At 57.4% G+C, this 26,756-nt stretch carries 13 protein-coding genes and 10 pseudogenes; 13 read left to right on the plus strand and 10 right to left on the minus strand.

The window, feature by feature from the left end:
* Positions 1-781: 781 nt before the first annotated feature.
* The 4 genes and pseudogenes from NLM25_RS07510 to NLM25_RS07525 all read right to left on the minus strand — a co-directional run bounded on the left by NLM25_RS07510 (position 782) and on the right by NLM25_RS07525 (position 3,986).
* Positions 782-1,366, minus strand: coding sequence for an aminodeoxychorismate/anthranilate synthase component II (locus NLM25_RS07510; protein ID WP_254116303.1), 585 nt, complete (start codon positions 1,364-1,366; stop codon positions 782-784).
* Positions 1,363-2,759 (minus strand): annotated as a pseudogene (gene pabB, locus NLM25_RS07515) (aminodeoxychorismate synthase component I). Before pabB ends, NLM25_RS07510 begins: the two are co-directional and overlap by 4 nt.
* 92 nt (positions 2,760-2,851) lie before the next feature.
* A complete protein-coding gene (locus NLM25_RS07520; RefSeq protein WP_254116304.1) occupies positions 2,852-3,199 on the minus strand; it encodes a Dabb family protein in 348 nt (115 codons plus the stop codon).
* Positions 3,200-3,356: 157 nt separating this feature from the next.
* Positions 3,357-3,986, minus strand: a complete 630-nt coding sequence (locus NLM25_RS07525) for a GntR family transcriptional regulator (protein WP_254116305.1) — start codon at positions 3,984-3,986, stop codon at positions 3,357-3,359.
* 231 nt (positions 3,987-4,217) lie between these two features.
* Between NLM25_RS07525 and bioB the strand changes: the two are divergent.
* From bioB to NLM25_RS07565, 8 genes and pseudogenes are all read left to right on the plus strand, one after another.
* Positions 4,218-4,985 (plus strand): annotated as a pseudogene (bioB, locus tag NLM25_RS07530) (biotin synthase BioB); the annotation flags it as partial.
* Positions 4,986-5,150: 165 nt separating this feature from the next.
* Positions 5,151-5,502, plus strand: a pseudogene (gene panD / locus NLM25_RS07535) (aspartate 1-decarboxylase).
* A gap of 80 nt (positions 5,503-5,582) precedes the next feature.
* Positions 5,583-6,731: an 8-amino-7-oxononanoate synthase gene (locus tag NLM25_RS07540; RefSeq protein ID WP_254116307.1), complete on the plus strand. Its 1,149-nt coding sequence runs from the start codon at positions 5,583-5,585 to the stop codon at positions 6,729-6,731.
* Positions 6,728-7,372 carry a dethiobiotin synthase gene (gene bioD, locus NLM25_RS07545; RefSeq protein WP_254116308.1) on the plus strand — a complete coding sequence of 215 codons (645 nt, stop codon included), beginning with the start codon at positions 6,728-6,730 and terminating at the stop codon, positions 7,370-7,372. The genes NLM25_RS07540 and bioD overlap by 4 nt, the downstream gene beginning before the upstream one ends.
* Entirely contained in the window at positions 7,359-8,642 is a 1,284-nt protein-coding gene (locus NLM25_RS07550) for an adenosylmethionine--8-amino-7-oxononanoate transaminase (protein ID WP_254116309.1), read from the plus strand. Before bioD ends, NLM25_RS07550 begins: the two co-directional genes overlap by 14 nt.
* A gap of 1,405 nt (positions 8,643-10,047) precedes the next feature.
* On the plus strand, positions 10,048-10,920 hold the full coding sequence (panB, locus tag NLM25_RS07555) for a 3-methyl-2-oxobutanoate hydroxymethyltransferase (protein WP_254124164.1): 873 nt from the start codon (positions 10,048-10,050) through the stop codon (positions 10,918-10,920).
* A 13-nt stretch (positions 10,921-10,933) separates the two neighbouring features.
* A pseudogene (gene panC / locus NLM25_RS07560) lies at positions 10,934-11,781 on the plus strand (pantoate--beta-alanine ligase).
* Between the two features lie 1,781 nt (positions 11,782-13,562).
* Complete coding sequence (locus NLM25_RS07565) at positions 13,563-13,763, plus strand: hypothetical protein (protein ID WP_254116311.1); 201 nt, start codon at positions 13,563-13,565, stop codon at positions 13,761-13,763.
* 304 nt (positions 13,764-14,067) lie between these two features.
* Here NLM25_RS07565 and NLM25_RS07570 read toward each other — a convergent pair whose 3' ends face one another.
* Both NLM25_RS07570 and NLM25_RS07575 read right to left on the minus strand, forming a co-directional pair.
* Positions 14,068-14,229: a hypothetical protein gene (locus NLM25_RS07570; protein WP_254116312.1), complete on the minus strand. Its 162-nt coding sequence runs from the start codon at positions 14,227-14,229 to the stop codon at positions 14,068-14,070.
* A gap of 243 nt (positions 14,230-14,472) precedes the next feature.
* Positions 14,473-15,462 (minus strand): annotated as a pseudogene (locus NLM25_RS07575) (cytochrome-c peroxidase).
* A 629-nt stretch (positions 15,463-16,091) separates the two neighbouring features.
* Between NLM25_RS07575 and NLM25_RS07580 the strand changes: the two are divergent.
* Positions 16,092-16,829 (plus strand): annotated as a pseudogene (locus tag NLM25_RS07580) (efflux RND transporter permease subunit); the annotation flags it as partial.
* Between the two features lie 290 nt (positions 16,830-17,119).
* Here NLM25_RS07580 and NLM25_RS07585 read toward each other — a convergent pair.
* A pseudogene (locus NLM25_RS07585) lies at positions 17,120-18,029 on the minus strand (LysR family transcriptional regulator).
* Positions 18,030-18,889: 860 nt separating this feature from the next.
* Here NLM25_RS07585 and NLM25_RS07590 point away from each other — a divergent pair.
* Entirely contained in the window at positions 18,890-19,162 is a 273-nt protein-coding gene (locus NLM25_RS07590) for a hypothetical protein (protein WP_254116314.1), read from the plus strand.
* Positions 19,163-20,070: 908 nt separating this feature from the next.
* Here the strand turns inward: NLM25_RS07590 and NLM25_RS44275 are convergent.
* Positions 20,071-20,675 (minus strand): annotated as a pseudogene (locus NLM25_RS44275) (HipA domain-containing protein).
* Positions 20,676-21,350: 675 nt separating this feature from the next.
* Here NLM25_RS44275 and NLM25_RS07600 point away from each other — a divergent pair.
* Positions 21,351-21,629: a hypothetical protein gene (locus tag NLM25_RS07600; protein WP_254136574.1), complete on the plus strand. Its 279-nt coding sequence runs from the start codon at positions 21,351-21,353 to the stop codon at positions 21,627-21,629.
* Positions 21,630-22,090: 461 nt separating this feature from the next.
* On the opposite strand, the pseudogene NLM25_RS44280 reads toward NLM25_RS07600, so the two are convergent.
* Positions 22,091-22,802, minus strand: a pseudogene (locus tag NLM25_RS44280) (transposase).
* A 479-nt stretch (positions 22,803-23,281) separates the two neighbouring features.
* Between NLM25_RS44280 and NLM25_RS07615 the strand changes: the two are divergent.
* Positions 23,282-23,745: pseudogene (locus NLM25_RS07615) on the plus strand (LLM class flavin-dependent oxidoreductase); the annotation flags it as partial.
* Positions 23,746-23,881: 136 nt separating this feature from the next.
* Here the strand turns inward: NLM25_RS07615 and NLM25_RS07620 are convergent.
* Positions 23,882-24,223, minus strand: a complete 342-nt coding sequence (locus NLM25_RS07620) for a hypothetical protein (RefSeq protein ID WP_254116316.1) — start codon at positions 24,221-24,223, stop codon at positions 23,882-23,884.
* Between the two features lie 1,362 nt (positions 24,224-25,585).
* On the opposite strand from NLM25_RS07620, the gene NLM25_RS07625 reads away from it, so the two are divergent.
* Positions 25,586-26,131 (plus strand): hypothetical protein, encoded by a 546-nt coding sequence (locus tag NLM25_RS07625; protein ID WP_254116317.1) that lies wholly within the window; start codon positions 25,586-25,588, stop codon positions 26,129-26,131.
* Positions 26,132-26,756 lie beyond the last annotated feature (625 nt).

Below are 26,756 nucleotides of genomic sequence, written 5' to 3' on the forward strand. Positions count from 1 at the left end.
GGTCCATTGCATCCGCTACATGACCTGGAAACCTCGTGTCATCGAGCGGCGATCGAGTCATGGTCGCTCCGGCTGCGGCAACACCACTTTGCTTGGCCCTGTCGACGATCGGTCGACCGTCTCGTTTGAGTTTGAGAGGTGCAAAGCTTGCCTGCATCAACATCGAATCAAGTGGAGGCCCGGCAGCATCGGAAGCCTGGCTGCAGGCGAGCCTTCACACGAAGCAGCCAGACGCGCGATTGATTGCATCCCGCCCTCAATGCGCAGATGGTACAGCTGCTTATGTGGTGCAAAGCCCTGGCCGCGGAGAACTGCGGCGCGACATTAAGTTCCAGAGAATGAGCTTGAATCGAATCCCGACGCTAATGACATCCAGCGTATCCACGAAGCTCTCTTTCAGGCTTGTGTAAGGCCGTCCCGCTTGAGGAAGGCGTCAGTTGATGCGTGTGAAAGCTTACAATCTGACGCCACGTGAGATACAAGATGTTTTATCGCTCATTGAACCGGATGGTTTGACCAGGGTGGGTCTCCTCGCCACCTGGATAACGCGTCCTGCGGAGCAGTCTCATGGACAGCGAACAGATCGGGACCGCGTAAAGCTCTGCCGTGACATGGGTTGTCGTGGTGACCTGCTTTGTCCTTTAGCGAGCTAAGCGCCGTCTCGTTTGTTGAAAGCGCGCTCTATGCTGCTGGCGGAAATAGATAGCCGATAATGCGTATTGAAGTGTTCGAGATGCCGCCGCCTGATTGCAGCGGAGGCGTTCGGTCTGAAAGCCTAACCTCACAATCGATAGCTCTCTGCGAGCCGCAAAAAATTTGCGAGCAGAACGTCTCCCTCTTGGGTCAGTATCGATTCAGGGTGGAACTGCACGCCAAACGTGCGCTGATCGCGAGGCGCAAGGGCCATGATCTCACTCTCGTCTGAATGCGCCGTTACGTTAAGATGCGGGGTGTACGACTGATCGATCTCAACAATAAGGGAATGATAGCGCCCCACGCGAAGAGCAGAAGGAAGTCCTTCGAATAGCGTCGCCCCATCATGCGTAATGTATGATGACCGACCGTGCATGGGGCGACGCGCACGTGCCACGCGTCCGCCGAAAACACTCCCGATGCACTGATGCCCAAGGCAGATGCCTAAGATCGGGAGACGGCCTGAAAGTTCGCGAACGATCGAGTTCGATATTCCGGCTTCTATTGGGGAGCAGGGACCGGGGGAGATGACCACGGCGCGCGGCTTGAGGCGGGCAATATCACTGACGCTGATCGCATCATTCCGGACAATCTCCGTGACTTCACCGAGCCGGCGGAAATAGCGGGCAATGTTGAAGACGAAGGAGTCATAATTGTCGATGATAACAATCAAGAATCACCGTAAGAACGGGCGCGGAATGCGGCAAACATTCGCTGGGCTTTAGCCAGAGTCTCCTCGTATTCGGCCGCTGGATCCGACAAGGCCGTTATCCCGCCGCCTGCGTGAAACACAGCCAAGTCGTTGTCGATCGCGACAGTGCGAATCGCAATATTGGTATCCATGTGCCCGTTGAAGCCGATGAAGCCGATCGCCCCGCAGTAGACCTCTCGTGCTAGTTGCTCGATTTCCGTAATGATTTCCATTGACCTCACCTTTGGCGCCCCGGTGATAGAGCCACCTGGAAAGCAGGCGCGAAGAAGAGTGACGGCGTCTTGGCCCCCTTCAAGTTCACCCCGTAACGACCGACACGAGGTGGTGCACCGAGGCGTACGACTCCAGCTTGCACAGCGCTTGAATATCGACTGAATGGGGAGTGCAAACGCATGACAGGTCACTCCGCAGCAGGTCGACGAACATGATGTTCTCGGCACGATCTTTGTCGGATGTGACGAGGAGTTGAGCGCGATGCTGATCTTCCCTGGAATCAGCGGAGCGCGCGATCGTGCCTTTTGATCGGGCGCGTTTCGACCTGTCGTCCGTCTAGCTTCAGGAAACGCTCCGGCGAGCTTGATGCAATCGTGACATTGCCGTAACGAAGGAGTGCTGCGAATGGCGCGGGGTTCTTTGACCGCAGTCGGCAGTAGAAGGCAACTGAATCGAATGAGGCTGGTAGCCGGGCGCTAAAACGCTGCGCAATGTTGGCTTGAAAGACGTCTCCAGCCAGAATCAGGTCGATGACGCGCTGTACCGCCGCAATGTAGCCCGCGCGGCTGAAGTTCGAATGCCATGGTCCGATTGCGCCGCAGGCGCCATTCCGCGGCGATTCTGAATTGGCAAGAAGTGCTGTTAACTCATCGGCTCGATGGCGTGCACGCGCGGGTCGGCACGCGGGATCCTGTTCCGGCCAGCCTGTGGAGACGATCCAGCATCTGCCGTTGTGGTGATCGAAGCTGACGACGACGTCACAGAAGGACAGGACGGATTGAGGCAAGCGGCGTCCAGAGGTTGCCGGAACTGACAATTGCTCTATTGTCCTGTTTAGATCGTAACCAAAGAATCCGGCAGCTCCTCCCTGGAATGGCGGGAGGTCGGTGCGATGCTGTTGCGGATAGTTGGCGAGCAGGCTGCGAAGGACGTCCCATGGATCGCCGTCAAGACCCTGTCCGTTCCAACTCGCCCGTCGGTCCGCGACCATATAGGTACCGAACGGGTCGCAGGTCAGATATGAGTAGCGCCCAAGTGGCTCGCCGCTTGCTGCGCTATCAAGAAATGTAAGATGGGAGCGGTGGGCGAGACGCTGCATTGCCGTGACAGGGGCAATCCATTGCAGTTCGTGGACGTGCATTGGCTATCTGTCACCAGCGAGCGGCGTTCGCGCGCTGCGATTGCTGGCTGCCAAACGTGAGCGACCTTCAAACGCACGCAAGCTCGTGAGACCTACGACCAACTTGGCCTTCGCCAATAGACGCCCGCGCGGCGGGTGAGGAATCGCACATCCGTCGATATGTCGTAGTCTGCTGCGAACCGCAACTCGCGTAGTGGACGTACCCGCTTGATTGATTCTTGGTAAAGATCATGCGCTTTGTAAGCTGCAAGTTGCGCCTCGGTCTCGAACTCACCATATACAACGACGTCGATGTCGTTGCCAAGCTGGTCGCTCTTGCGGTTGCAAGCGACCTCGAGCCGGCGCGCATGCGGGATCTTCGTGAGAACCAATAGGCCTTCGATGATCTCGTCAATGTGTCCCTTATCGTTGGCGGTAAACAAAACGATGTGGCGGATCATGGATGTCTCTATAAGTGTTTCCAGAGATGGGTGCATAGCTAGCTTGGGATCGCGCTCTCCGCAACGCAACTCTTCTGCCTCGCGGGTTTATGATCCATTGTTCGCGGCTCGTTGTACCCCGCACACCGTAACTCACCCCGTCAGAAACGCCTTCCGATCAGGATGTCGGGAGGGCCAGACGCTCAATGGTCTGAATGTGACGCGCGAGCAGGTGACAGGCTTGATCAAGGTTGCGCGCCCGCAGGGCCTGCAAAATCAGGCGGTGATCTTGGCTGGTCCGTGGGCGCCAGCCGGCACTTCGCGCCTTCGCGAACACCAGCCTAGAATTTGCAAGCTGTAGTTCGTCGAGGCTGGCAAGCAGGCGCGGCATCGCACAGGGGGCAACCAGGGCATAGTGAAAGGCCCGGTTGGCCATCTCGAAATCCTCAATGGTTTGTGCCTTGTCTCCTTCAATCAGGGCGAGTTCGATGCGTGCGAGGTGGATGGATGAGAGCTTTGGGGCTGCATTGCGCAGCGCGACTACCTCGAGCGCGGCGCGCATCTCAGCGATCTCCTTCACCGAATTCGTGTCGAGCGGAGCAACCCGCACGCCGCGGCGCGGCGCACTCACGACAAGATGCTGAGCCTCCAATTGTCGAAAAGCTTCGCGCACCGGGACATGACTTGAGTTGAATTCCCGCGCGACGTGTTCCTGCCGGAGTGGACAGTCCGGCTGCAGCGCGCCGTTGATAATGCGCTCGCCAATCGACTTAGCGATGCGCCCAGCAGTCGTCCTGTTCTCGCTCATCGTAGATTATCTACCGGAATAGTGAGTGCGCCCCCAGAGCACATCGATTAGCATCGATCCGATCTTAATGACGATAGATAATTCGCGCAATTATCTATGATTGCGGACTGGAGGCTTATGAAGGTTTGTACTCGAGTTGACCGAAACGAAGGCTGCGAGTCAGCGCAGGTTCGCGGGAAATGGAAACGTATCGAAGCCGAAGCGTTCTATGGTTTGCCGTTTGCCGAGGCGATGTTTCGCGCGCAACGCGTTCACCGAGATAACTTCGATCCCAACCACGTCGAAACGGCTAGCCTGCTCAGCATCAAGACCGGGGGGCTGCCCGGAAGACTGCGGCTATCGCGCAGAGCGCGCACTACGAGAGCGTGGGTGAAAGCGACCCGCCTGATGGATCGCCCTGAAGTGGTCGCCACCGCACCGCGGGCCAAGGAAGCAGGCGCGACCCGCTTCTGCATGGCCGCGGCCTGGCGCAGTCCGAAAGACCGTAACCTCGATCGAGTCTGCGAGATGGTCCGTGCCGTCAAGAATCTTGACTTGGAAACCTGCGTCACGCGCGGCATGCTGACGCCGAAACAGGCGGTGCTGCTGTCCGATGCGGGGCTCGACTTCTACAACCACAACATTGACACTTCACCTGATTTCTATGGCAGGTTCATCACCACTCGCACGCTGCAGGATCAAATTGACACGCTCGAGCACGTGCGCCAGGCAGGCATCAAGATCTGCTGCGGCGGCATTGTCGGCATGGGCAAGCGTGCTGAGGATCGGCTCGAGCTGCTCGTCCTGCTCGCCAATCTCCCAAAGCCTCCGGAAGGCCTGCTGATCAATCTGTGGAACGAGGTCAAGCGGGTTCCTGTCATTGGCAGTGCCGAGGCTCCCGATCCGATCGCGCTGGTGCGTCTGATCGCGACCGCCCGGATCATGATGCCGAAGAGCGTGATTCGCTTGTCCGCGGGACGACGTGACATCACCGATGAATGGCATGCGTTGAGTTTTTTAGCCGGTGCGAACTCGATTTTCATCGGGGACGTGCTGCTCACGACCAAGAATCCGAAACCGAGCGGGACGCCAAGTCGCTGTCCAGGCTCGACATCACATCCGCCCTTGGCTGGACCAAATCGGCAGCAAGCACGCTTTGCAGATATGAGGATTAGGTTAAAAAAAATGCAAATTTCCTTGCTGAAAGGCAAAATCCACTGCGCATCAGTGACTGAAGCCGATCTGCACTATGAAGGCTCGATTTCAATCGATCGCGCGCTACTGGACGCGGCAGGGTTCCTGGCGAACGAACGCGTCAAAAGTCACAATGCCGAAACCGGCGCGCACTTCGCCACGTTTGCGACCGAGGCGCCCTGCGGCTCGGGGACCGTAGACTTGAATGGTGCGGCCGCGCGATTCGCGTTACCCGGAGACAATTAGCATCCTTGCCTACGTCTTACTTGATGAGGCGGAAGCCAAAACGTTCAGGCCCCGTATTGTACTAGTCGATCGCGAAAATCGCATTGTGCCGGTTTGATAGTCAAGACGCCGGCCGGAAGCTGTCTTTCTTCACGCATGTCGGAATATTGCGCAATTTCAATGCCCTCAAGGTGCAGAATGAACTCGATCCACCCAGCACAATATGCCGGATATGCCGCAGCTTTGAATGTCCTCAAACAAGATCACCGACTGCGCGGCCTCAAGCCGCGTGCTGGAGTCGATTTCACATCGAACGACTATCTGGCGCTCGCGAGCGCGCCGCGCATGAAGAAGGCTGTCTTGGCCGCGATCGAGGCCGGCACGCCGATCGGGGCCGGCGGGTCGCGGCTCCTGCGCGGCAATTGTGAGGAGCACGAAAGCCTGGAAGCTGAAGCTGCCAGGTTCTTTGGCGCCGAGACAGCACTCTTCTTTGGCGGCGGCTACGTCGCAAATTTTGCGATCCTGACGACGGTGCCGCAGAAAGGCGATCTGCTCGTTCTCGATGATCTGGTGCACGCGAGCATCCATGAAGGCGCGCGAGCCGGCCGCGCTGACTTCCGGATGAGCGCGCATAATGATCCAGAGGCGATTGAAGGTACGATTCGTGACTGGCGGGCAGATGGCGGAGTTGGCCGCATCTGGATCGTGGCCGAAAGTCTCTATAGCATGGACGGAGATTTTGCGCCGCTCAAAGAGCTGGTTGCGATCGCCGACCGGCATGATGCATTCCTGATGGTGGATGAGGCGCATGCCACGGGTGTCTACGGTGAGCAGGGCCGGGGGCTCACCGCTCCTTACGAGGGGCGAGAGAACCTCCTGGTTGTTCATACCTGCGGCAAAGCGCTGGGTGCCGCGGGCGCGCTTGTCACCGCGTCCAAGATGCTGCGAGACTTCATGGTCAATCGTTGCCGTCCGTTCATCTTCACCACCGCACCCTCGCCGTTGCTAGCGATCGCAGTGCGGCAGGCGATTCTGATCCTGCAGCAGGAACCTGAGCTTCAGCAACGTCTGGCCAAGCTGGTCGCGTTCGCGCATCGGCAGATGACAGAGCGTGGTTGCAAGAGTCCCTCAGATTCGCAGATCGTGCCATTCATGGTCGGCGACAATGTGCGTGCGATGCGGCTCGCCTCTGCACTTCAGGCTCGCGGCTTCGACATTCGCGGAATCCGTCCCCCAACGGTGCCGGCGGGCACGGCCCGCTTGCGGATCTCGCTAACTCTCAATGTCGTCGAAGATCACGTATGCGCAATGCTCGACGCCTTGGTCGAGGAAGGCGCACTTCGATGAGTGCAGGGATCGTAGTGACGGGCACAGATACCGGGATCGGAAAGACGGTGTTTGCCGCGGGGCTGTCTAGCCTCCTTGGCGCGAAATATTGGAAGCCGATTCAGGCCGGCCTCGATGGAGAGACTGATGCCGAGACCGTCGCTCGTCTTGGCCGTCTCTCACCCGGTCGGATCGTGCCGGAGTGCTATCGCCTTCGCACGCCAGCCTCGCCTCACTATTCTGCCGAGCTTGATGGAGTTCGCATTGAAGCAGCTTCGCTCGATGTGCCAGATACCGGTCGGCAGCCATTGGTGATCGAGGGCGCCGGCGGGCTTATGGTGCCGCTGAGCGGCGACACACTCTACATTGACGTATTCGAGCGCTGGCGGCTTCCAATCGTGCTTTGCGCGAGCACAGCGCTTGGCACTATCAATCATTCACTGCTGTCGATAGAGGCTCTTCGAAAGCGTGAGATTCCTATTCTCGGCATGGCCTTCATTGGCGAAAGAAATGCCGAGACTCAGACCGTCATTCGCGAGATGGGGCGGGTACGTTGGCTCGGACGATTGCCATGGCTCTCTCCCCTCACCGCGGATACGCTGCAGACAACGTTCAAGACCTCTTTTCGTGCAGATAGCTTCAAATTGTATGCCAAAGAATAAATCTCCGATCTGGCATCCCTTCACGCAACACGCTCTTCAAGACGAAATGACGAGGGTTGTTCGGGGCGAGGGGGCCTATCTCCACACCGCGGATGGTCGCCGTATCATCGATGCGATATCATCCTGGTGGGTGGTGACGCATGGTCATTGTCACCCTCATATCGTGCGCGCGATCCAGGAGCAGGCAGGCAAGCTCAACCAAATCATCTTTGCCGGGCATACTCATTATCCTGCGGAGGAGGTTGCGGCGCAGCTTCTGAAATGTGCGCCCCGCGGGCTCGAACATGTCTTCTTTTCCGACAGCGGTTCAGCCAGCGTGGAAGTCGCGCTTAAAATGGCGCTCGGCTATTGGCATAATATCGGCAAGCAGCGCATACGCATTGTCGTCATGCAACATTCCTATCATGGCGACACGGTAGGCGGAATGTCGGTTGGTGCGAGAGGCGCATTCAACGCGGCGTATGAGCCCTTGCTATTCGACGTCACCTCGGTCCCTTTCCCCGCAACGGGTCGAGAGCAGGACACGCTTGACGCCCTCGATTCTGTATGTCGGAGCGAAATGCCGGCAGCCTTCATCGTGGAGCCCCTCATAGCGGGGGCCGGCGGAATGCTGATGTATCCAGCCTGGGTGCTCACAGAGATGAAGCGGATTTGCGAGGCATCGGACGTCCTGTTCATTGCCGACGAGGTCATGACAGGCTGGGGCCGAACGGGAACACTCTTCGCGTGCGAGCAGGCCAACGTCACACCCGATATCGTCTGCTATTCCAAGGGAATTACGGGCGGAGCGCTTCCCCTTGCGGTAACGCTCTGTCGCGCGGATATTTTCGATGCCCACTATTCGAAAGATCGGACGCGCACGTTCTTTCATTCAAGTTCATATACCGCAAATCCGGTGGCCTGTGCGGCTGCAAGGGCCAATCTGGATCTCTGGCAAGGTGCCGAAACTCGCCAACGCATGGCGGCGATTGCCGCGATGCAAGAACAGGCAATTGAGCCGTTCCGGGCCGATGCGCGCTTCGCAAACGTTCGTCGAACTGGCACGATTACGGCACTCGATCTGAACGCGAACGATGCGGGCTACCTGGCACATATTGGTCCGAAGCTTCACGCTTTCTTCAGAGAGCGCAATCTTCTGCTGCGGCCGCTCGGCAATACGATTTACGTGATGCCGCCGTATTGTGCGACAGCGGCAGACCTTGATGAAATCTATGCCGGCATCTGGGATGCCGCCGATGCGCTGTCGGGAAGGGACGCCTTGCGTGCATAGAGTGAGGAGCACACCTTCTTAACGATCCAAGGAGTAGCGCGGATAGTCTTGCTCACCTGAAGATCAGCGTGCAGTAGGCTCAGCAAAGATCTGAGACAGTGCTGCCATTGCCACGCACCGGGTCCCATCCCGCACACCCCCGCTCGCGGCGAATAAATGGTGTCAGTTGCCAAACTATCAAGCGCCTTGGGTTGTGCCCTGCCGGCGTCTATCTGCCCGATAGCGTCCGTCGGTTTTCCAAGCGAGCCAGGCAGGATCCAATGTCCTGGGCGCCTGCCGAAACAGTCACGTCGATCTTGTGATATCAAATTTTGCGCAACTACACCAAAGACAGCGCAATTTATGCGCCAGCTGGCCGTTTGCGGCGCGAGTCGGCAGAGAGATGACGAGACATGCAAATCTTGTAATCGTTTGTTTGGGCTGTCCGCGATCGGTCAATCAGCGGCGAAACGCGCAGAGCCCACGACCCCCGAGGGACAAAGGACGCAAAACAAACCCCTTTCGCTTTCGTCACGGGGGCCCCTCAGATCTCACTGTCGACGATTTGTGATAGACCTCAAACTGCGAGGTCGCGAGCATCTCTCCGTGCTCGCGACTCGGAAATCGGCAGCAGTATTGGCAGGATCTCGCAATTCGCATCGAGCTGTTGCGATCGAATCACAGGTTGCGGCAACCACGGATACTGCGCAGAATCTTGCATGCGGAAGACCTGTCGACGCAGGTCGCGGGGAACATCCGGCAGATAGTATTGAGCGCCTCGAGCACAGGCGCGTCGTCCTCGTAGGTGCTGACACCTGCAATGCACTGCCCAAAGCAACCATCGTCGTAAACTTGAGGTTGATCACTTTATCGTCGGGATCACGTCGTAAGCAGCAGTCCTGCGGAGCGGTTTGGCGGTACGATTAGCTCTCTCTCAGGGGATGTCAGAAATGCCTGCCATCGTGCATCATATGAAAGGCCACCTGAGGGGTGTGCCGTGGCGGCGAATGTTCCTGTAAATCGCCTCTACACTGGCCCTTGCACTTCCTGAGCATGGAATCCATCGTCTTAACTCCTGCGCCGCGCACGAAGGCCAGAGGGGCGACCTCGCCCGGGCATTCCTATTTATGAAAGCAAGATGCCGCGGCTTCGAGCTAAACTTGGCCAAATCCCGCCGGCGGGTGAGGAAGAAACTACGTTTCCTCTCTTCCAGGCGAGGCCTGCCCTAACAAGCAGCCAGTCACTTGCCATAGTGACCGGAACTCTTCATTCGATGATCGCGCAATCATTGGATGCTTCGGTGCATCTGTTCTTGACTTTTCAGGCGCACGTTTGTTGTTTCACGCTGACATCGGCAATTTTCTGCTGTCTTCCCTACGAAATCACGACTCTCTGTGTGCGGGTCGGCTGTCGGATCGGAGCTAAGATGAGCCACATTTCTGCCCCGCCTATTGAACGCGTCACAATTCCAGTGCTGCAGGGGTGGAAAGGCGACGGGCGGCGTATTGCAATGATCACCGCTTACGACGCGATCACGGCACGAATCGCCGACCCCATTGTCGATATTATCCTTGTCGGCGATAGCGTTGGAAATGTCTGCCTCGGGTTCGATAGCACGCTGCCGGTCAGCATGGCGATGATGAACCACCACCTCGAAGCCGTCGCACGCACAAGACCTCATGCCTTGCTTGTAGCCGACATGCCATTTCTTAGCTTTCACCTCAATCCCGAGGAGACGATCCGCAACGCCGGAGGTTTCTTGCAACGTGGGGCCGACGCCGTGAAACTCGAGGGCGGAGCCAAGCGCGCCGAAATTGTACGCGCCTTGGTCGATTGCGAGATCCCCGTGATGGGCCACCTCGGCCTGACGCCGCAGAGCGTCAATGTTATGGGTGGTTTCAAGGTGCAGGGTCGGAGCCCTGATGATGCCTTGCGTCTGCTCGACGACGCCCACCGTCTGCGGGAGGCCGGATGTTTCGCTCTCGTTCTGGAAGGTATCCCGGCAGAGCTCGCCGCCCGAGTGACTGAGACCCTGACAATACCGACCATTGGAATCGGGGCTGGCCCTAGTTGTTCGGGCCAGGTACTTGTGTTCCACGACGTGCTTGGCCTGACCGAAAGCCATCGGCCGAAATTCGTTCGCACATATGTCGAGGGTTTTCGGCTGTTTCAGGAGGCGCTGTCACGTTGGGCGACGGATGTTCGCGATGGTGCATTCCCGACGCAAAAGGAATCTTATCGGCTTCCTCAAGCCTTGAGCGATGCAATCGCAAATTGGGCGCCTTCCAATCCAAACTGAGATAAAGCTCAACATGCAAACAATTACGACGGTCGCCGAACTCCGTGCCGCTCTTGCAAAAGCGCGTGACCAACGTGTCGGCTTTGTGCCGACAATGGGCTACCTGCACGACGGCCACCTGGCATTGGTCGAGGCGAGTCGTGCACAATCCGACGTCACGGTCGTAAGTATCTTTGTCAACCCCACTCAATTCGGGCCAACCGAGGACCTCAGCACGTATCCGCGCGACTTTTTGCGCGATGAAAAGCTGTGTCGCGATGCCGGTGTTGCGATCGTCTTCGCTCCAGAGGCACAAGAGGTCTATCCGGCTCAGTATGACACCTTCGTCGAAGCCGGCGAACTCGCAAAATCATTGTGCGGGGCGTTCAGACCTGGACACTTTCGCGGCGTCGCAACCGTCGTCTGCAAGCTGATCAACATGGTGCAGCCGGATATCGCATTCTTCGGACAGAAGGATTTCCAGCAATTCGCGGTCGTGCGTCGGATGGCAATTGACCTCAATCTCCCCATCGAGATCGTCACAGTGCCCACGGTTCGGGAGCCGGACGGGCTCGCCATGAGTAGCCGCAATCGCTATCTCACTACGAAGAGCGCCAGCGGGCTCTTGCGATCAGTCGCGGTCTGTTCGCGGCGGAGGCCGAACTGCGCGCAGGCGAGCGCGAATGCGAGAAGCTTATCGCAATGGCCCGGCGGCATTTGGATGAAATCGACCGGCTGCAGTACCTCGAACTCGTTGATGCCGAAACGCTTGAGCCGGCATCGAATCCCTTAACCCATCCAGCTGCTCTATGCGCCGCGGCTTACGTTGGCTCCACGCGGCTCATTGACAACGTCATCCTGAAGCCGCAAGTGAGCGACTAGTACCAGCGATCGGGCTCGACTGACGACATCGGAGCTCGACCACTTTGCGCCGCAAAACGGCCCAACCGCGGCGCGCGATGCTCACTGAGCATGAATGCGGCGTCACAATATCAACCAGATGGTGACATGGGCGGCCAATGGGGGGATGCTGTTCTCCGCCCGTTGATGGTGCGTGCCGACTGTTTTAACCAGCTATGAACGGCTGAAGGTCCTCCGCGTCATGCTTTCCAATCGGCCGGTCTTGTCGGACAGTAGTTTTGAGTGATACATTTCGACGCGGCAATATTGCCTTTCCGTCCTTACCCGGTTTTCCGGCGGGCGAACTTGATCCGCCGTGTCGCCCATTCCTGAGGAGTCCAAAGCGCCCACTTCGGAAGGAAGCCACAAACGCGACGTTCCAGCCGGTCCTCAGTGATAGAATTGCTCGAAATGGAAACCGGATGGACGGCGAAGACGACGCGCCACGGCGGTGTTGACACATCATCTCGATCGGTTTTGTTCGAAATCCGTCGAAAATTAGCGAATGAGCGCAGGATTTGGGCTTAGGTTCGCTGCCGATTGCACTAATCGAGATTGAATTGCGCGTATAGTCAGCAGCCTCGGCGACGCCCTCCAACGGAGATGTTGCATCGTCAAATCGGTGCACATGAAACGTACGCGACCGGCGTCCGGACGGGTAGGACTCGGCGCTGGCCGATTCGCGTGTGGCCCGAGGCTGTGCCGAGGAAAATGCTGAGGGAGGGGCAATCCTCCAAACGCCGTCAGGAGGCGAGAATGCGCAATGGCTTCCAAAGTGCGGAGCGCGGGTCAGCAAGTTGCTGTGCGATCTGCGGTGGAGTGGTTCGGTCTGATCCGCTACTACTGCTGGCGAACGGCTCTTTGTTCGAAGAAATGCGTCGACCGTTTGAGGATCCGGCGGGAGGCCGATCATAAATGGTTTAGCTGGTTGCGAGCGGCCTAGCTCCTGGCATGGAGTGCCACAGGGCTCCGATTGCTATCGATGCTGTCACTTAAACCGTACGCCGCGAGCCTTCCTCAGGGACGAAATGAGGCCATAAGCATGTTAGCGCGAGACGATCCTTAAATTTCCATCGAGAAAAGCCTGGACTGAGCGAGCGATGTGGCCCCAAGATCGGCACGACCCGTCGATCGCATCCTGCGGTGGCGCGCTGATCGGTTCGAATAAGCCGTCCCCGAACGCGCGGAACTCTCTGGCGCTTCCACATTTCGTACAACTGATCTTCATGTCGCTCCCGCCACGATAGCCCTACAAAATCGCGCCCAACCATCGGACTGCGCTCGCTGGCGTGAGAGCTGCGGCGATCTTGCATTCGAATAAGCGTCTGTTTGAGCGCTCATCATACTCGTTGCGTACGACGGCCCGGCATGAACATTGCAACTATTTTCACGGGAGCTTGCCGGCTTCGAGTGGGAACGTGCATGCCAGGACAGATGGCAGCGTCGTTTCATTGAGTCGTATGGCAGTGCCTTCGAAAGAAAAGTCTCGAGTGATAGGCTGGCGCGTTTCCTGCAATTTGGCTGCCCCTCACCCATTGGTCGCTCCGTTGGGCCGGGTGGAGCGACGACTCCTTACCGAGAGGAGCCGGTTACGCGAAACATTGGCATCTCCGCGACCGCTCCGAATGGGCGCGGTTGCTGTACGGCGGCAAGGAGCTTTGCTCGTTGCCTTACTGATCAAGGTTCTTGCTCGCTGATACAGCGCGCTGCTGTGTAATTCGATATATCTACCAAATCCGGGCAATTATCAATTTGAGAGATCGATGTCGCATTCAGTTGAGTTGATCGTCAACGGCTATGTCAGGCTAAATGATCGTGGCGCACTGGAGCGCCTTCTTGCGCATCGGCGGGAGCTGCTGACGCGACTAAAGAACGTCACCGGTGTCGATCCGAGACAAGCCATTGCGCAAATATGCCAAGAAATCGCAGTTATCGAAGCCGGACTTGCGACGATCGCGCAGTAGCTAGCGCAACCACTGATTTCGCCTTGTGGACCCGGACGGGGCAATGTCGGGTACGTGGAGCCTAGCCACCCTGAATACGACCGCAATCAGGCCTATCATTAAGCTTTTTGTCGTCGCTGCAAGACAAATCTGGAACCGCCATAGCGGTCCACTTCAGTCGAACGCTATGTCAGCGAGGGTGGACAACAGATCATCGTTTGGACGAGTCGATTGCGATGAGATTAGACGGAGAGGTTCTAAAGTCAGCCTTTGCTGTAAGGGCAGAAGCTCCACATTAGATCGCGCCGAGCTTGGTCTCGCGATCTCACTCGCGCGGATTCTTAGGTCGATCGAGAAAGTCAAGTGCAGTGCTTATTTGCTCGAGCTGATGCTCGATCTTCTCACGTTGCTCGATGTCTATGGCCGAAGCAAGTTGCTCGAGGAGCTTTTGCTTTCGGTCGAGAAGATTTCTTATGACCGTCGACATCTGACCTCCGTTACTGATGCCACTCATGCCTAGGTTGTAGGCTGTTCTCACCTTGTGCAGCGCCTCTGCCTGCCGCGACAGGCCGGTCGCAATGCCTAGAGACAATCACGTCGATGGCCCAGACAGCACTCGGACGCGCGGCTGCTGCAACAAGCAAAAGCGGCGGTCCGCAGTGCATAGAGGATCGGCCTCATCATCCATAATTGATTTGATTGTGCGTGACCCCGTTTATGCGAGATGACGCTATCTGCCTAAGGAGGGTGGTGGCGTCTCCTTTGTGCGCGTTGGCAGTATCGGATATTCGATCTTGGGTAGACGCCCGCTCAGTGATTTGAGAAACGCAACAATATCGTCGTTCTCCTCCTCGCTGAGCTTTGTGCCGAGCTGGACCTCACTCATGATTCTTACGGCTTCCTTGAGAGTCCAAACCTGACCTGAATGGAAGTAGGGAGCCCGCAAGGCAACGTTGCGCAAGGGGGCGACGCGGAACACGTATTCGTCGCTGGCAGTCTTGGTGACTGCGAATCGTCCCTTGTCGACAGCAGGAAGCAGTTTGCTATCAGGCTTTTCGACCACACCAAACGGGAAGTAATCTTATCCGCCAATATTGAGTCCGTTATGACAGGAGGCGCATCCTTTGTTTATGAACAGCGTCAATCCCGCCTTTTGCTGATCATCCAGAGCGTTGGCATCGCCATTCAGGTACTGATCGAACGGAGCCCCCGGCGTAGTGAGAGTGGCTTCAAACGCTTCAATCGCTTTCGCGAAATTGTCGAAGGTGACCGGTGGTGTATCATTTGGGAATGCCTGCCTGAACTTTCCGACATAATCTTCCATCGAGTTCAACGTGCTTGTCACGCGATCCGGAGTCGCATTCATTTCGACGCTCGCCTGAACGGGTCCCTTGGCTTGGGCCTTGAGATCCGGCGCGCGTCCGTCCCAGAACTGCGCGACATTAAACACTGAATTGTAGACGGTTGGCGCCCGACGCGCCCCCTTTTGCCAGGCATGACCAATGGACGTTGGACCGGCGTCGACGCCGCCGGTGCCAAGGTTGTGGCACGTATTGCAGCTAATGATCCCACTTGCCGAAAGGCGTGGGTCGAAAAACAGCATCTTCCCGAGCTCGGCTTTCTCAATGGTGACAGGATTGTCCTTAATCGTAGGGATAGCAAAGGGAATCGGTTTGAAAATTTGTCTGGCTTCCGTCATCAATTCGTCATTCAATAGCATGGAATGAGGCGAGCGCTAGAACTGTAGCAATGGAGACCTTGCGCATCATATGAGACTTCCGCCTCGTTCGCCCCACTACCGAACAAGAGTTCTTTTTAGGGCACTTACTACAGGTCGCCTGCAGCTATGCAGAAACTGAGCCAACCCCTCGCCTGAATCACTGCCGTGTTTCCCTTTCGACGTCGGCTTCGCGACACGTTCGCAGCAAGCCGACGCTGGTAAATTCAGCGCGGCACGAGGCATATTCGTTATGCCGCCCTTCTTCCGGCGCACCTCTAACGGCACGTCAATTGCAAGCCGTGACATCGCAGGCACCTGTCCCGCGAGTTCAGATGCAGCTCGTTCAGTTGGATCCAAGTCGATGTCACAGACGCTGCGCCATTGATGTGGTCCCAAAGCGCCGCCGAGGCTGTCACCGGCGCGCTGTCGCTCGCGTGTCGCAAGAGAAGTTGCTTGAAATATTAGCTATCCTGCGCGTCGTCACAAGAAAACTTAAGGTTCCGGAGAGTTGGGCACGGATCATCTGATGCGCCCGCAATCGCGACGTGCGCGCCGAGGGAGCAGGGGCGGCGAGCGCCGCCGGACCGCTGCACTGCTCCGCAACCACAGGTGAAGCTCAGCTACCAGATCGCACCAGCAACAACGCGATGGTACCGCTGGACGGTAGCCCACCTCGACACTATAGCCGCTCCGCAGGCGCTCAACCATTTTCAGCGGATCAACGCCGCGACCATTTCCGGCGTTGTGATGGGCGATGCGCTGGCGACCTTGAAGGCGCTCGCCAACTCCCTTCCGGCGGGCTACTCGACTGATTTCGCAGGCGCCTCCCGCCAAACCCGAACAGGAGTCGGGCGGCTTCATCACTATGTTCCTGTTCGCCTTGATCATCATCTACCTTTCGCTTCCCGCGCTGTTCAACAGCCTCGACCCAATCGTCATCCTCATATCGGTGCCGATGTCGCTCGCCTGCGCACTGATGTTCATCGGCTTCGGTATCGGCGGCGCCAGCCTCAATATCTACGGCCAGGTCGGGCTCGCAACCTCAGTGGTCTCGTCAGAGAACACGGGATTCTCATGGTGGAGGTCGCGAACGAACTGCGCGTCGAGGGGAGGAGCTGCACGAAGGCCATCATCGAGGCGGCGACGATCAGGTAGCGGCCCATTCTCATGACCACAACGGCCATCGTCCTGGGCGTGCTGCCGCTAGTCACGGCGGGGGGTGCCGGCGCGGTATACCGCTACAATATGGGCTTGTGATTGCCACCGGCCTCTCGGTCGGAACGCGCTTCTCCCTGTTCGTTGTGCCGGTCGCCTACGCGCTCATCGCCCGTCGCGGGCGGGAGGACGCACTGGAGGCGTCAAATTGAAGCGCACTGATTGGTGATTGCGTCGGCGAAATGCTGAGGACGCGTTAGAGGGTTCAGCTCGGCAGATCGATGGCCGCACGATAGAGGAGGCGTACCTTCATGTGAGTAAGATTTCGGCCTCAAGCCGATTGCGAAAATCGCTCCTGTTGCTTGATCTCGCAAATCAAGGTCGAGCGCCGAAGGCCCATATATTTCGGATAACACTCTCGGATAGATGACTGGCGAAGAGCGGGTGCCAAAACGCTCCGCATTCAAGCAAAGTTTTACCGTGCGTGCGAGGTCCTGTGAATTCAAGCCATGCGGGACGCCTCCTGTAAAATGATCTCCCGCATCCAGATGCACTCCGGATCATTGTTGCGAATGAGCCGGCCATTGCACAGCCACTGCAAAGGCGGGCAGCGGAATTGGAAGATCAACGATCCGCGGCCGCATCATCGCTGCGAAATGTTGCGCTAGCCGTGAGTGCATCGTCGCGATCGCGCCGCTCGGTCCCCAGCAGCAGGGGCGGGATGAATCTGAAGCTCGGCACTGCAAACTCGATACGCCGCTTGTAACATGCTCGAGCAGGAGCCATGCCTTTGATCGAAGGCTTACCCGTTCGTCCGAACTGCGCAACAACGTGTTCCATCGATATGTACCGCTCGAAGGTGGGCTTGCGTGAACGCTGTTTGTTCGTGCAACAGCTCACGCACACCAGCATCTCGTCAAACAGCATTGCCTTGGGGGTGTGCGTTTGACATGTACGTTTCCGAAAGATCAGGAAATCCACCTCGCCGCGCCGTAGCGGCTCGCTCGGTTGGTCGTCAAACGAAATCAGCTCGAACGTGATGCCGGGGGCCTCGCGAGCAACACGCGCGATCACCTTCCCGAAGAACGCCAACGAGTAAATCAGACAGCACGATCCGGAAGCGGCGGTCCGATTTGCCCGGGTCGAATGTGTCACTCGCCGCAATAGAGAGCTGGATGCGGAGCAGCGCTTCGGGGGCCAGGGCGGGAGCGCTTCGGCAAGCAGCGTCGGAACCAGTTCGCGGCCCAGCATCGTAAAGAGCTCGTCGCGGAAATAGGTACGCAGTGTGGTGACGGACGCTCTCATGGCCGGCTGGCTTAACGGATGCTGCGCGCCGCCGCTGTGAGGCTGCGCTTGGTCATCAGCGCGTCGAGCGCGCCGAGAAGAGTCGGATCGAGGCCTTTGAAACGCATGTCGCACCAACACCGCGGATATGCTTCATAAAGACAATGGAGTGTTCCTACGCCTCGGACCGTCACAAGCTAGAGAAAACTCAGGAAAGACACTCTGGCGCAGACTGATTTCGATGTGGCAGTCGTCGGCTGCGAGCAGACCGGCCTCGCGGCGGCATCGTTGTTGGGCAACTCGGGCACCGGGTCCTGGTCGAGCTGCGGCCGTCTCTCTCTCTCTCTCTCTCTCTCTCTCTCTCTCTCTCTCTCTCTTGCTGCTGACGCACATCGACGAAGAGACCGTAATGCTGCTCAGCTTGCTATGCGACATCGAGGAGGCGCTCTGGAAGTCCTCGCCGATCGAATCCGACATTCTCTACGATTTGAAGGTCGCCACTCGTCGGCACAGATCTCGTGACGTGTCCGGGAAGAAAGGCGCAAGGGCGATCTGTGACGCGCTATCTTCAAGGCTTCAGTATCGTCGTCAGGCCGAAGCCGTCAGAGTTTCAGAAACTTGCGGAACGCCGAGCTCGTCGGCGAGAGAACGCACACAATCCGCAACAAGGTGCCGCGGCGCAAGATCCAAAGGCGCCAAAAGATATTCTGTACCTGGCCTCGATGTTGCCTATTGCACACTTCTTTTGCTCAGAGGAACGGAAAATCGTAAAAAGTGGCCGGCGTACTAGGAGTCGGCGTGTGCCGCATGACCCAATGAGCGTGTGGTCCAGAAAGAAGTTTTGGCATACCAGATGATCACCACCCGCAGAACAGACAATCCGCAGCTTAGCAGCTTTACCGAGTAGAAAGACGGCGCATGGCGTTCAATCTGCGCTAATTATCGCCATGTGGTACGGACTTACACTGATTAGCTGGGAATCAGATTAATGAAGAGCGTTCGCAATGCTGCGATGGTCGGAACTTTCGTGACAGTCGTCGCCGCACAAATCACCTGGAAATTTGCAAATAGCTATCTCGCCTGCGTCCTCGCGCTTGTCGTTTCATTCAGTGTCGGCTGTTGCGTCGAGCGCGTCTTCATCAAACGTACGCATCGCGAGATGAATCGCCTTCACGGTCCCGACTGGCGTGCTTTAGACGGTGGCCCCACTGGTGTCGCCGCTCCTCCGATGGAGTCTCCTATGGAGTTCGTCATCGGCTGAGAAAAACGGTCGTCTCTTCATCACGTTCGTAACAACGGTACCAAGTCATTCAGCATTATGTTCATCGACGAAGGCGCAGATGTAGTGCGCCGACTTCAACCGTGTCGCTCAAAATGCGTTCTTGTACGCGAGTGACGATACAGGGTGATGCCCCGCAAAAGTACAAGGTTCGGCCGTCAGAATGTACGACATGGCTGTGATCCAGAGAGTTTTATCTTAAGAGCTACCCTGCGCGGTTAACGTAGACATTCGTGGAATGGATAGGCGGATAAAGTGAAACATGCTTAGGAACGGGTCTCGGCGATGGAGCAAGGAAGAAAGACGGCGCCTGCTCGAGTTCGCCTCAAATAACGAGATACCGAAGCGAATTGCGCGCCTTCTGGGGAGAAGCAAAAGACTGTCGTTCCGCGGCTCAAGCATTTGCGATCGTGCTCCCAAAACTTAAGTCGACCTCTCAATTGATGTGACAAAGCGCGAGATCGAAGCCCCGCGCTGAATAGCGTTTCGAGAGAACCCCAAGACTTGGCGGCGAGACACAGTTAGGGACGCGAAGCCGCTGCCCGTCGGTCCAACGGCGAAGACAATTCAATAGCCGAAGCCTAAACTAGGCCCATTCCGATGAAAATTGCTCGGAGAGCGCGCTAATCGAGCGGTTTCGCTGGTGCTGCTGGTGACGATGTGTTGCCGTACCCTGGGTGACGAAGGCGGGCTTTAGTTGGAAAGTTCAGCGAGAGCCGCAGGAGCATCGACGAACGCCGAACGCATTGAGGAATTAGCGTCTCCATAGGAAGTCGCGGTCAACGACTATCAGCGATGCGGCATCGCATATCTCGTTCCAAGGCGTCTTGATTTGGCGAGCGATGAGGTCGAGAGCGTCATTCTTATTGAGCAGAAGCAACGGAGCCGCTTCAACGCAAACGGTTATCTGACTCGTGCGGCGATAGCCAACAATATGCATCGCCTGCGTTGTTTCTCCTAGTCCTGGTTTGTGGACAGATATCGTAGGCTGGCGTCAGCATAAGTTTTTCCGTTCCAGAGCGCCGCGTGGTTGCTGGCATGATCGGCTGTGTTGCTCCAAAGGATGGTGAACACCATCCGGCCGTACAACTCGCGTAGAGTGACCTGCGTGAAGTGAACCGGTGCCGAATGAGGGTGGCGAGATCTTCATAGCTTGCGTAGCGGGCCATCATTTCGTCGAACCTAAGCAGGAGCAGTGCTGACACCATGGCGTGGCGCTCCCATGCGCCATTGGCCTTTTGCCGATCGAAGCGCTCGATCAGCAGTACATCCTTGCCAGCGGCGCGCTCAAGGCTGACCAAAGCAGCGCAAGCCCCGCTTCGGTGGGCAGTCGCATGGTTACGAACTCGGCCTTTACCACCTTGTAGAGGTCGTTTTGTGAGGAGAACTTGGCGATGTACTTCGTGCTGTTTGAGGTAATCATCGCCTTGGGCCGGGCGCCGCCGATCGAGCTTCCATGTATGAGCGCGCGATCCAGGTCCTGCGTCAGTGGCATCCCTTCCGACGAGGTCGGTCGTGGCCTGAAGCTCTTCGAGTGAGGCCGCTGAAGCTTCCCGCGAGACAAACGTTCGAGCTAAATTCGAGCAAGTAGGTAAGTTCATCAATCTCCGCCGCATCAATATCCTTGCCGCTCTTTCCGAACCTGCGACTGATGATGACGCGGTGCCCCAGGCATCAGGGGCGGCGTCGCGGATGCAATTGGACATCATCAGTCCCCGCGTCAGTGGAATGGTGATCTCGCGCGCAACAACGCGGATCTTAGAGCGCAATCTGCCTTTGTGCTGACCTAAGAGGACCGCCGCTTCGCTCGCGAAGCGCGTCAAGGTAAGTTGATCTATAACAGGACCGCAATTCATAATGGTTCACTAGTGAACCAATGTCCATCCAAATGCCGGCCGCGGATAGCCTGCTGCAAGTGGCCCATCAGGTCGCTCTGATGGTCCCGGCTATTGTCACGATGACGTTGATGTCGAGCTGCTAGGACTGATTGGTTCGGGTGCCGATGCGTTTGGCCAGCGTTGACCGACCAAGCTTGAGGCGTTTGAGCCGGTCGCAGATGAGAACGCCGAGGCGGCTAACGTTTCCGGTCCCCTAGGGATGTTTGGACTAATGAAAGCGCCAAAATTGATCGCTTTCAGTGGAATCAGAATCCGATGCGTGGAGGTGCGCTGTGAGCCGCATCCAGTCCATCGTGCTGCCCTTCGTTGCCGACCTTGTCCGAATGCCCGCCTTCGTGGTGGAGTTTTCCGACACCCGCCTCCGCGAATTCTTTGCCCCCGAACTGCAGGTTCAACCTCGTGCCAACGCGCGGTGCACGGCCGCCCAAAGGCGTACGGCTCCGCTGGAGACCACCGCAATTCGCAGGCGCGCGATCCGCTCGCCGTCGGCGGCGGACATCGTTTGTCCGCTATCCTTCATGATTGTTTCCGATGAGCGATTTGCCCATTAAAAAGCGCTGCGCAAGCGCTGAACGCCTCAAGATGCGATGTTGCGAAGTGTCTCCTGTCATGGGGCGGCGTCTATTTACGGCGCTACGAAAACATCGAACTGTTGTCCGCTCCAGATGCCTGCTTTGTTTACGACAGCTAGTCATGCGCTCTTTGCGACTTTCGTGTTTGAGCTGTTGAGTAGCATGCGGATCTCGGGAGCCAGTCAACAGGTCGCTCCAACATCCAGGTGAAACCGCGAGGACCAGTGGGACGATGAGAAAGTCGTGAGCCTCACTGTTAGAAAACAGCGGAAGTCCTTTCGAGGAACAAGAGAGACGTTGACTGACGATCGCTTTGCGGCAAGGTTGTAAGTATTCATCGGGCGATAATCTCATTCGCGCAATAAATATCGCGTCGGATGGAGAATTAAAAAATTGAGTATCTCCACCTTAGAGCCTGACTCAATAAGCTCGAGGAACCTTCAGGGCGCGGCGAGGCGCCTTGTCAGCAGCCTGAGATGGGCAACGTGAAGCCAGGCAAGCTCCGTTGCGACCGAGCCTTCAAAGTCTCTGGTCAAGCGTCGGCAACGGCCGAGCCACGCAAAGGTGCGTTCGACCACCCAGCGCTTGGGCAAGAGCTGGAAGCCTTTGACCCTAGGTGGTCGCTGGACGAGTTGTCCTCGGCCCGCAGGGGGACAGCGGGTTAGTCAACTGCTTGCCGCGATAAAACCCTATCGGCAAAGACATGTTGGAGCCTGGGAAAGGCGAGCAGAAGGCCATTGGTATCGGTATCGATGTGCCGCGAGGCCCTCCGGCCTGCGTTGTCGAAGCAGTGTGGCTGTCGATGACGGCAGCCGTTGGCGTTGGCTTATGGCCGAGCTTCTTCCGTGCCCGCCGCACCAGGATTCGAACGATCCGGTGCCACCTGCCGCTGTCGCGCCAATCGTAAAAATAGCCCTGCACCGTCGAGTATGGCGGGAATTGCTTCGGCAAGGGTCGCCATTGGCAGCCGCTCGACAAAATATAAAAGATTGCCTGCACGATCTCGCGCAGATCGACCTCCCGCGGCCGGCCCAATCGGCATCGAGGCGGCATCTTCCGAGCGATCCGCGTCCACTCGGCATCGGTCAGATCGCTTGCGTAACGCAGTCCACTGCGCTGATATTGGATACGAGCGGCTTTGGTCCACGGCATGGTGTCCTCCCTGGAATCTTTGCAAATCCGAAGGAATCGCAGGCCCGCCAAAACCGCTCACCTTTTTCGGTCAGGCTCTTAGGAAAATAGCTCGTCTTCGACTCCCGCATGCCAGCGTTCTCTGAGACGATGCTGAGGAGATGATGCCAAGCAGAGACGCTCATGATGCGCAACCACATCGTCGACCAAGTGACTCATTTCACCAAGCCGACAGCTTGCTGATGCTGCTGTGCGTATATGGGCTAATGAGGCGGAAATGCGTACGCCGGGACGGTTCCGAGACGACTGTAGCGCTTCTGAATCAAAAACATAACCGATGATCATGAATGACGCCTGAGCCGCGCGGTCTCGATGGACGCGGCGGCACGATGCTGCCTGCCTCGGACCGTCGCTCTTCTTCACGCAAAGCCCAGTTCTTGAGGGACAAACAGGATGACTGCGACAACAATCCGGTCAAGTTCGCCTTCTGGGCCGGCCTCATGATTTCGTCGATCCCGCAGCGCACTAGCTGGGATATTGATTACAATCGCAAGCTTGCCCGGATCGCCGAGAAGGGTAGTTTCGACTATGCCTAGAACCAGATCAGATTCACCGCAGGTTATGGCGCCGACACGAAGCGCGAGCCCGTCAGCTTCTCCCACCCGCTCCTTGCCGCGACCGAAAAGCTCAAAGTTGTTGCCGCTCTCCTTCCGGGCCTTGGAATCCGGCGCTGGCCGCAAAGCAGATGGCGACGATCGACCAGCTCACCAACGCGCGCGTTGCGGTCAACATCGTCTCAGGCTGGTTCCGGGGCGAATTCTATGCGATCGGCAAGCCCTGGCTGGATCATGACGAGCGATAGCGCTGATCGGAGAAAGTTATCACCGCCCTGCGCGGGCTCTGAACCGAGGAAACTTACAAGCTGATGGGCGACTTCTATCGGTTCAACGACTATTCGCTCAGGTGGTCGGCCTCGCGCACCGCGTACGCTTGTCCGATAATGTCTGCTCCTTTCCTCTCCGGAACGTTCATGGCGCACTTGCGTCCGGCGCGTCCTGAAATGGAAGCGGACGCGGAAAGCTTTCAGAGTCGAAGTTGCGTTACCATTTCCACGTATCGGGGCTCGTATCGGTGGCAAGTACCCGGATTCCGTGATCGCTGATGGTGACAATGGCATAGGTGTAGCCATCGTCACAGTTCAGCTGGTACTCCCCGTCCCCGTGCGACCAGCGCCAATAGTTCCGGCTGCCGCTGGAGGGATAAAACTGTTTTCGCAGCGAGCCCTTGCCAGGCTCAAGACCATTGACGTCTAGTTTGATCTCGTTGCCGCTGCTTCTCCACAAAACATGGCCCTTCAGCTTTTTTTTGGTCAGATTCACCACGAAAAATTCGTGCTTTCCTTGGCCCGATTGCCCCCTTTTTGTACTCTCTTTTGTTCTCATCGCCGACCCTCATGGCCTCTCCTTCGCGCGCGAGAGACTGATTCGGCGGAGAATGATAGGGTAACACTGTCGCCTCAACTACCTAATCCGGTGGGCTGGCATTCACATGCAATCCGCACTTCGCCTATCGCTTTTGCGCATCTCATAACGGCGACTTCAAATTGGCCCCAGCGTGAGCCGCGCTCGTTGTTGGGACAACGCAAACGCATAGCTGCGCATGAGCGTGGAATGCGAGATGCGAAAGGTCTTCGGCGGCCAGATCTATCTGCTACAGGCGCTGCGCTTGAGCGGAAGGCCAAAGCGAGACGTTTTACCCGAAAGCGCAAGCGTTGCATATGATGACGATAAAAGCGCAAGACGTACATTCATCGAGAAGACAGTTCTAATCTCCGGTCTGCCCGTGCTCGCACTGCTTGCCGACTCGTACATGCCTTAGCGAATTCAGCCCAATGTCCTTGCCTTTGCGACCGCCCTGTCGTCTGCCTTTAGGCTCGCTGAGCCGTGTCATGAGTCGCTGGCGTCGAAGCCATGTTCCGGCAAGAACACCATAGGATCGTGGTCACGGAAGAGTGACGATCTGAATATGGCTATCGGCCCAGCTGTCTTCGGCGATCTGCTGCAAATGGCAAAGGTGCTCGCCTGAGCCTGCTTCTAATCGGATTGCATTCAACGAGGTCTTCAGTCGGCTTGCGAGCCAATAGAGGCGAGTCCTTGAGCCTGTGCAGGAGGGACCAGTCACGCTGTGGCACTCCGGGCTGACTTGGACGGCGAGCAGCAGTTGACGTGATAGGCCGCACACCCGCGGCGGCGGCTGTTGCTGCTCGACAGGCCGTCGATGGCCTCGCCCGCTTGTCGTTGAGCTCCTCTTCCGAGCACTCGAGCAGCTAAACAAGGAGCTGTGCCCTCGATCCTGGTAGCTGAACAAAATTCGACGTGGCGCTACGCTGTTCCGATTGCGCGGTCGCCCTTGAGGAACCCTGGCGCAACACTCGCCTCGCGCAACGCTGACGAGATCAAGGCGTTTTACCTCGGCGGCGCACTGCACGTCGGAAAAACAGTGCCTATGCACGCCCGCTGCTTGGATTCGCGAGAAAAAGGGCCGGACTGACAATGGGAACAGCCAAGCTGGCGCACAAGTCGATCAAGTCCGCATGCTGCCATCGATGCGACCGTGAGAGTCCATGCCGATAGCAATGATCTCGAAAGCCGCTTCGCCAAAGAGAATCTAACGGCCTTGGCGGATGCGGGGTGGACCGGCATTCTGAACGAAACCCGCTTGGGCGGCCTTGGGCTTGGCCATGTCGATTTTGCTGAGCTGCCTATCGTATCGGTCAGCATCGACAGGCCTAGCCTACGTCATGCATGTCGGCGCGGCTCAGACCATCAATCTATGGCACCGACGACCAGAAGGAGCGCTGGCTGAAGGCGGAGAACGGCGCGTTGTTGGGCACATATTCGACCAGCGAACGCGCGACCGGCGGACACTGGTGGTATAATCTGTCAAAGGCGTCGCGTGATGGCGGCGAATATCTTCTCGATGGCAAGAAATCATTCACAACGAGCTCCGGTCAAGCCGACCTCTATGCGGTTCAGACACGCGCGCCCGCCGTAGGACCAAGCCGACATTGTCTTCTTCATCGCGGACGGCAGATCTCCCACGAAACGAAAACTTGGAACGCCCTCAAGCCGAAAAGGCAAATCCTGATCCCGCTAAGGGAGTTCAAGGTGCACGGCGCCGAGGTCACGAATCAGGTCGCAGCCGCTGCACTGACGGTGACAGGAGGTTACGGCTATCACCGAGGGCCGAGCGAACGTTCCTTCCGCGGCTCTCGTGCAGCCACTGCATGGGGCCGTCTAACATCATCGCTCGGGACTGGATTGGCAAACCGCTGGTCGGCCGCCGCTTGAGCTGTTCTACGAAGGGAGAATAGTTCGAACGCCGCATAGCGATACTCTTAAGGATCGGTCCCGTGCATGATGGGCGGAAAGGCAAGGATTGGCAGTCGCTATGAGCTCGCGCTACCAGCTGCGACGGACGTCGACAATCGCTTCCGCCCAAGAACCTCCGCATGCTCCCGGTATCCGCTTCTTGGCCTGTTCGCCGGCATTGGCAGCCTGAGATTTCCATCGCCTAGGCAATGTACCAGACGGCAAATAGCGCGAGCGCGGCAAGAGCACAGATGATCATTGTCCTGTTGATCACTGCACGTCTTTCGATTTTGTCGGCCGCATATCCGCAATCGCGAGCAATCATGAGTAACTTGTCTCGTTCAAGATCTCTCGTCGATCGCTCGGATTCCGCCAAATAGATTCGTTCCAGACGCCGAAGTTCTTTCGCGTCTCGCATTCCGCGCCCATGCACAGCCATGCACACTGCCCCAATTCAACGCGATTCCATCGGACCGACTCGAAGTCGCCAATATGTACTTGAAATCTACCCACCAAGTGAGGACTGTATGTGAATGCGAGCCTACTAAATCAGGTAGTTGAGACGACAGTGTTACCTTGGCAGTTTCCACGAAAACTCGTCTTC

The organism is Bradyrhizobium sp. CCGB01 (genome assembly GCF_024199795.1).
In the GTDB taxonomy this organism is placed as follows: domain Bacteria; phylum Pseudomonadota; class Alphaproteobacteria; order Rhizobiales; family Xanthobacteraceae; genus Bradyrhizobium.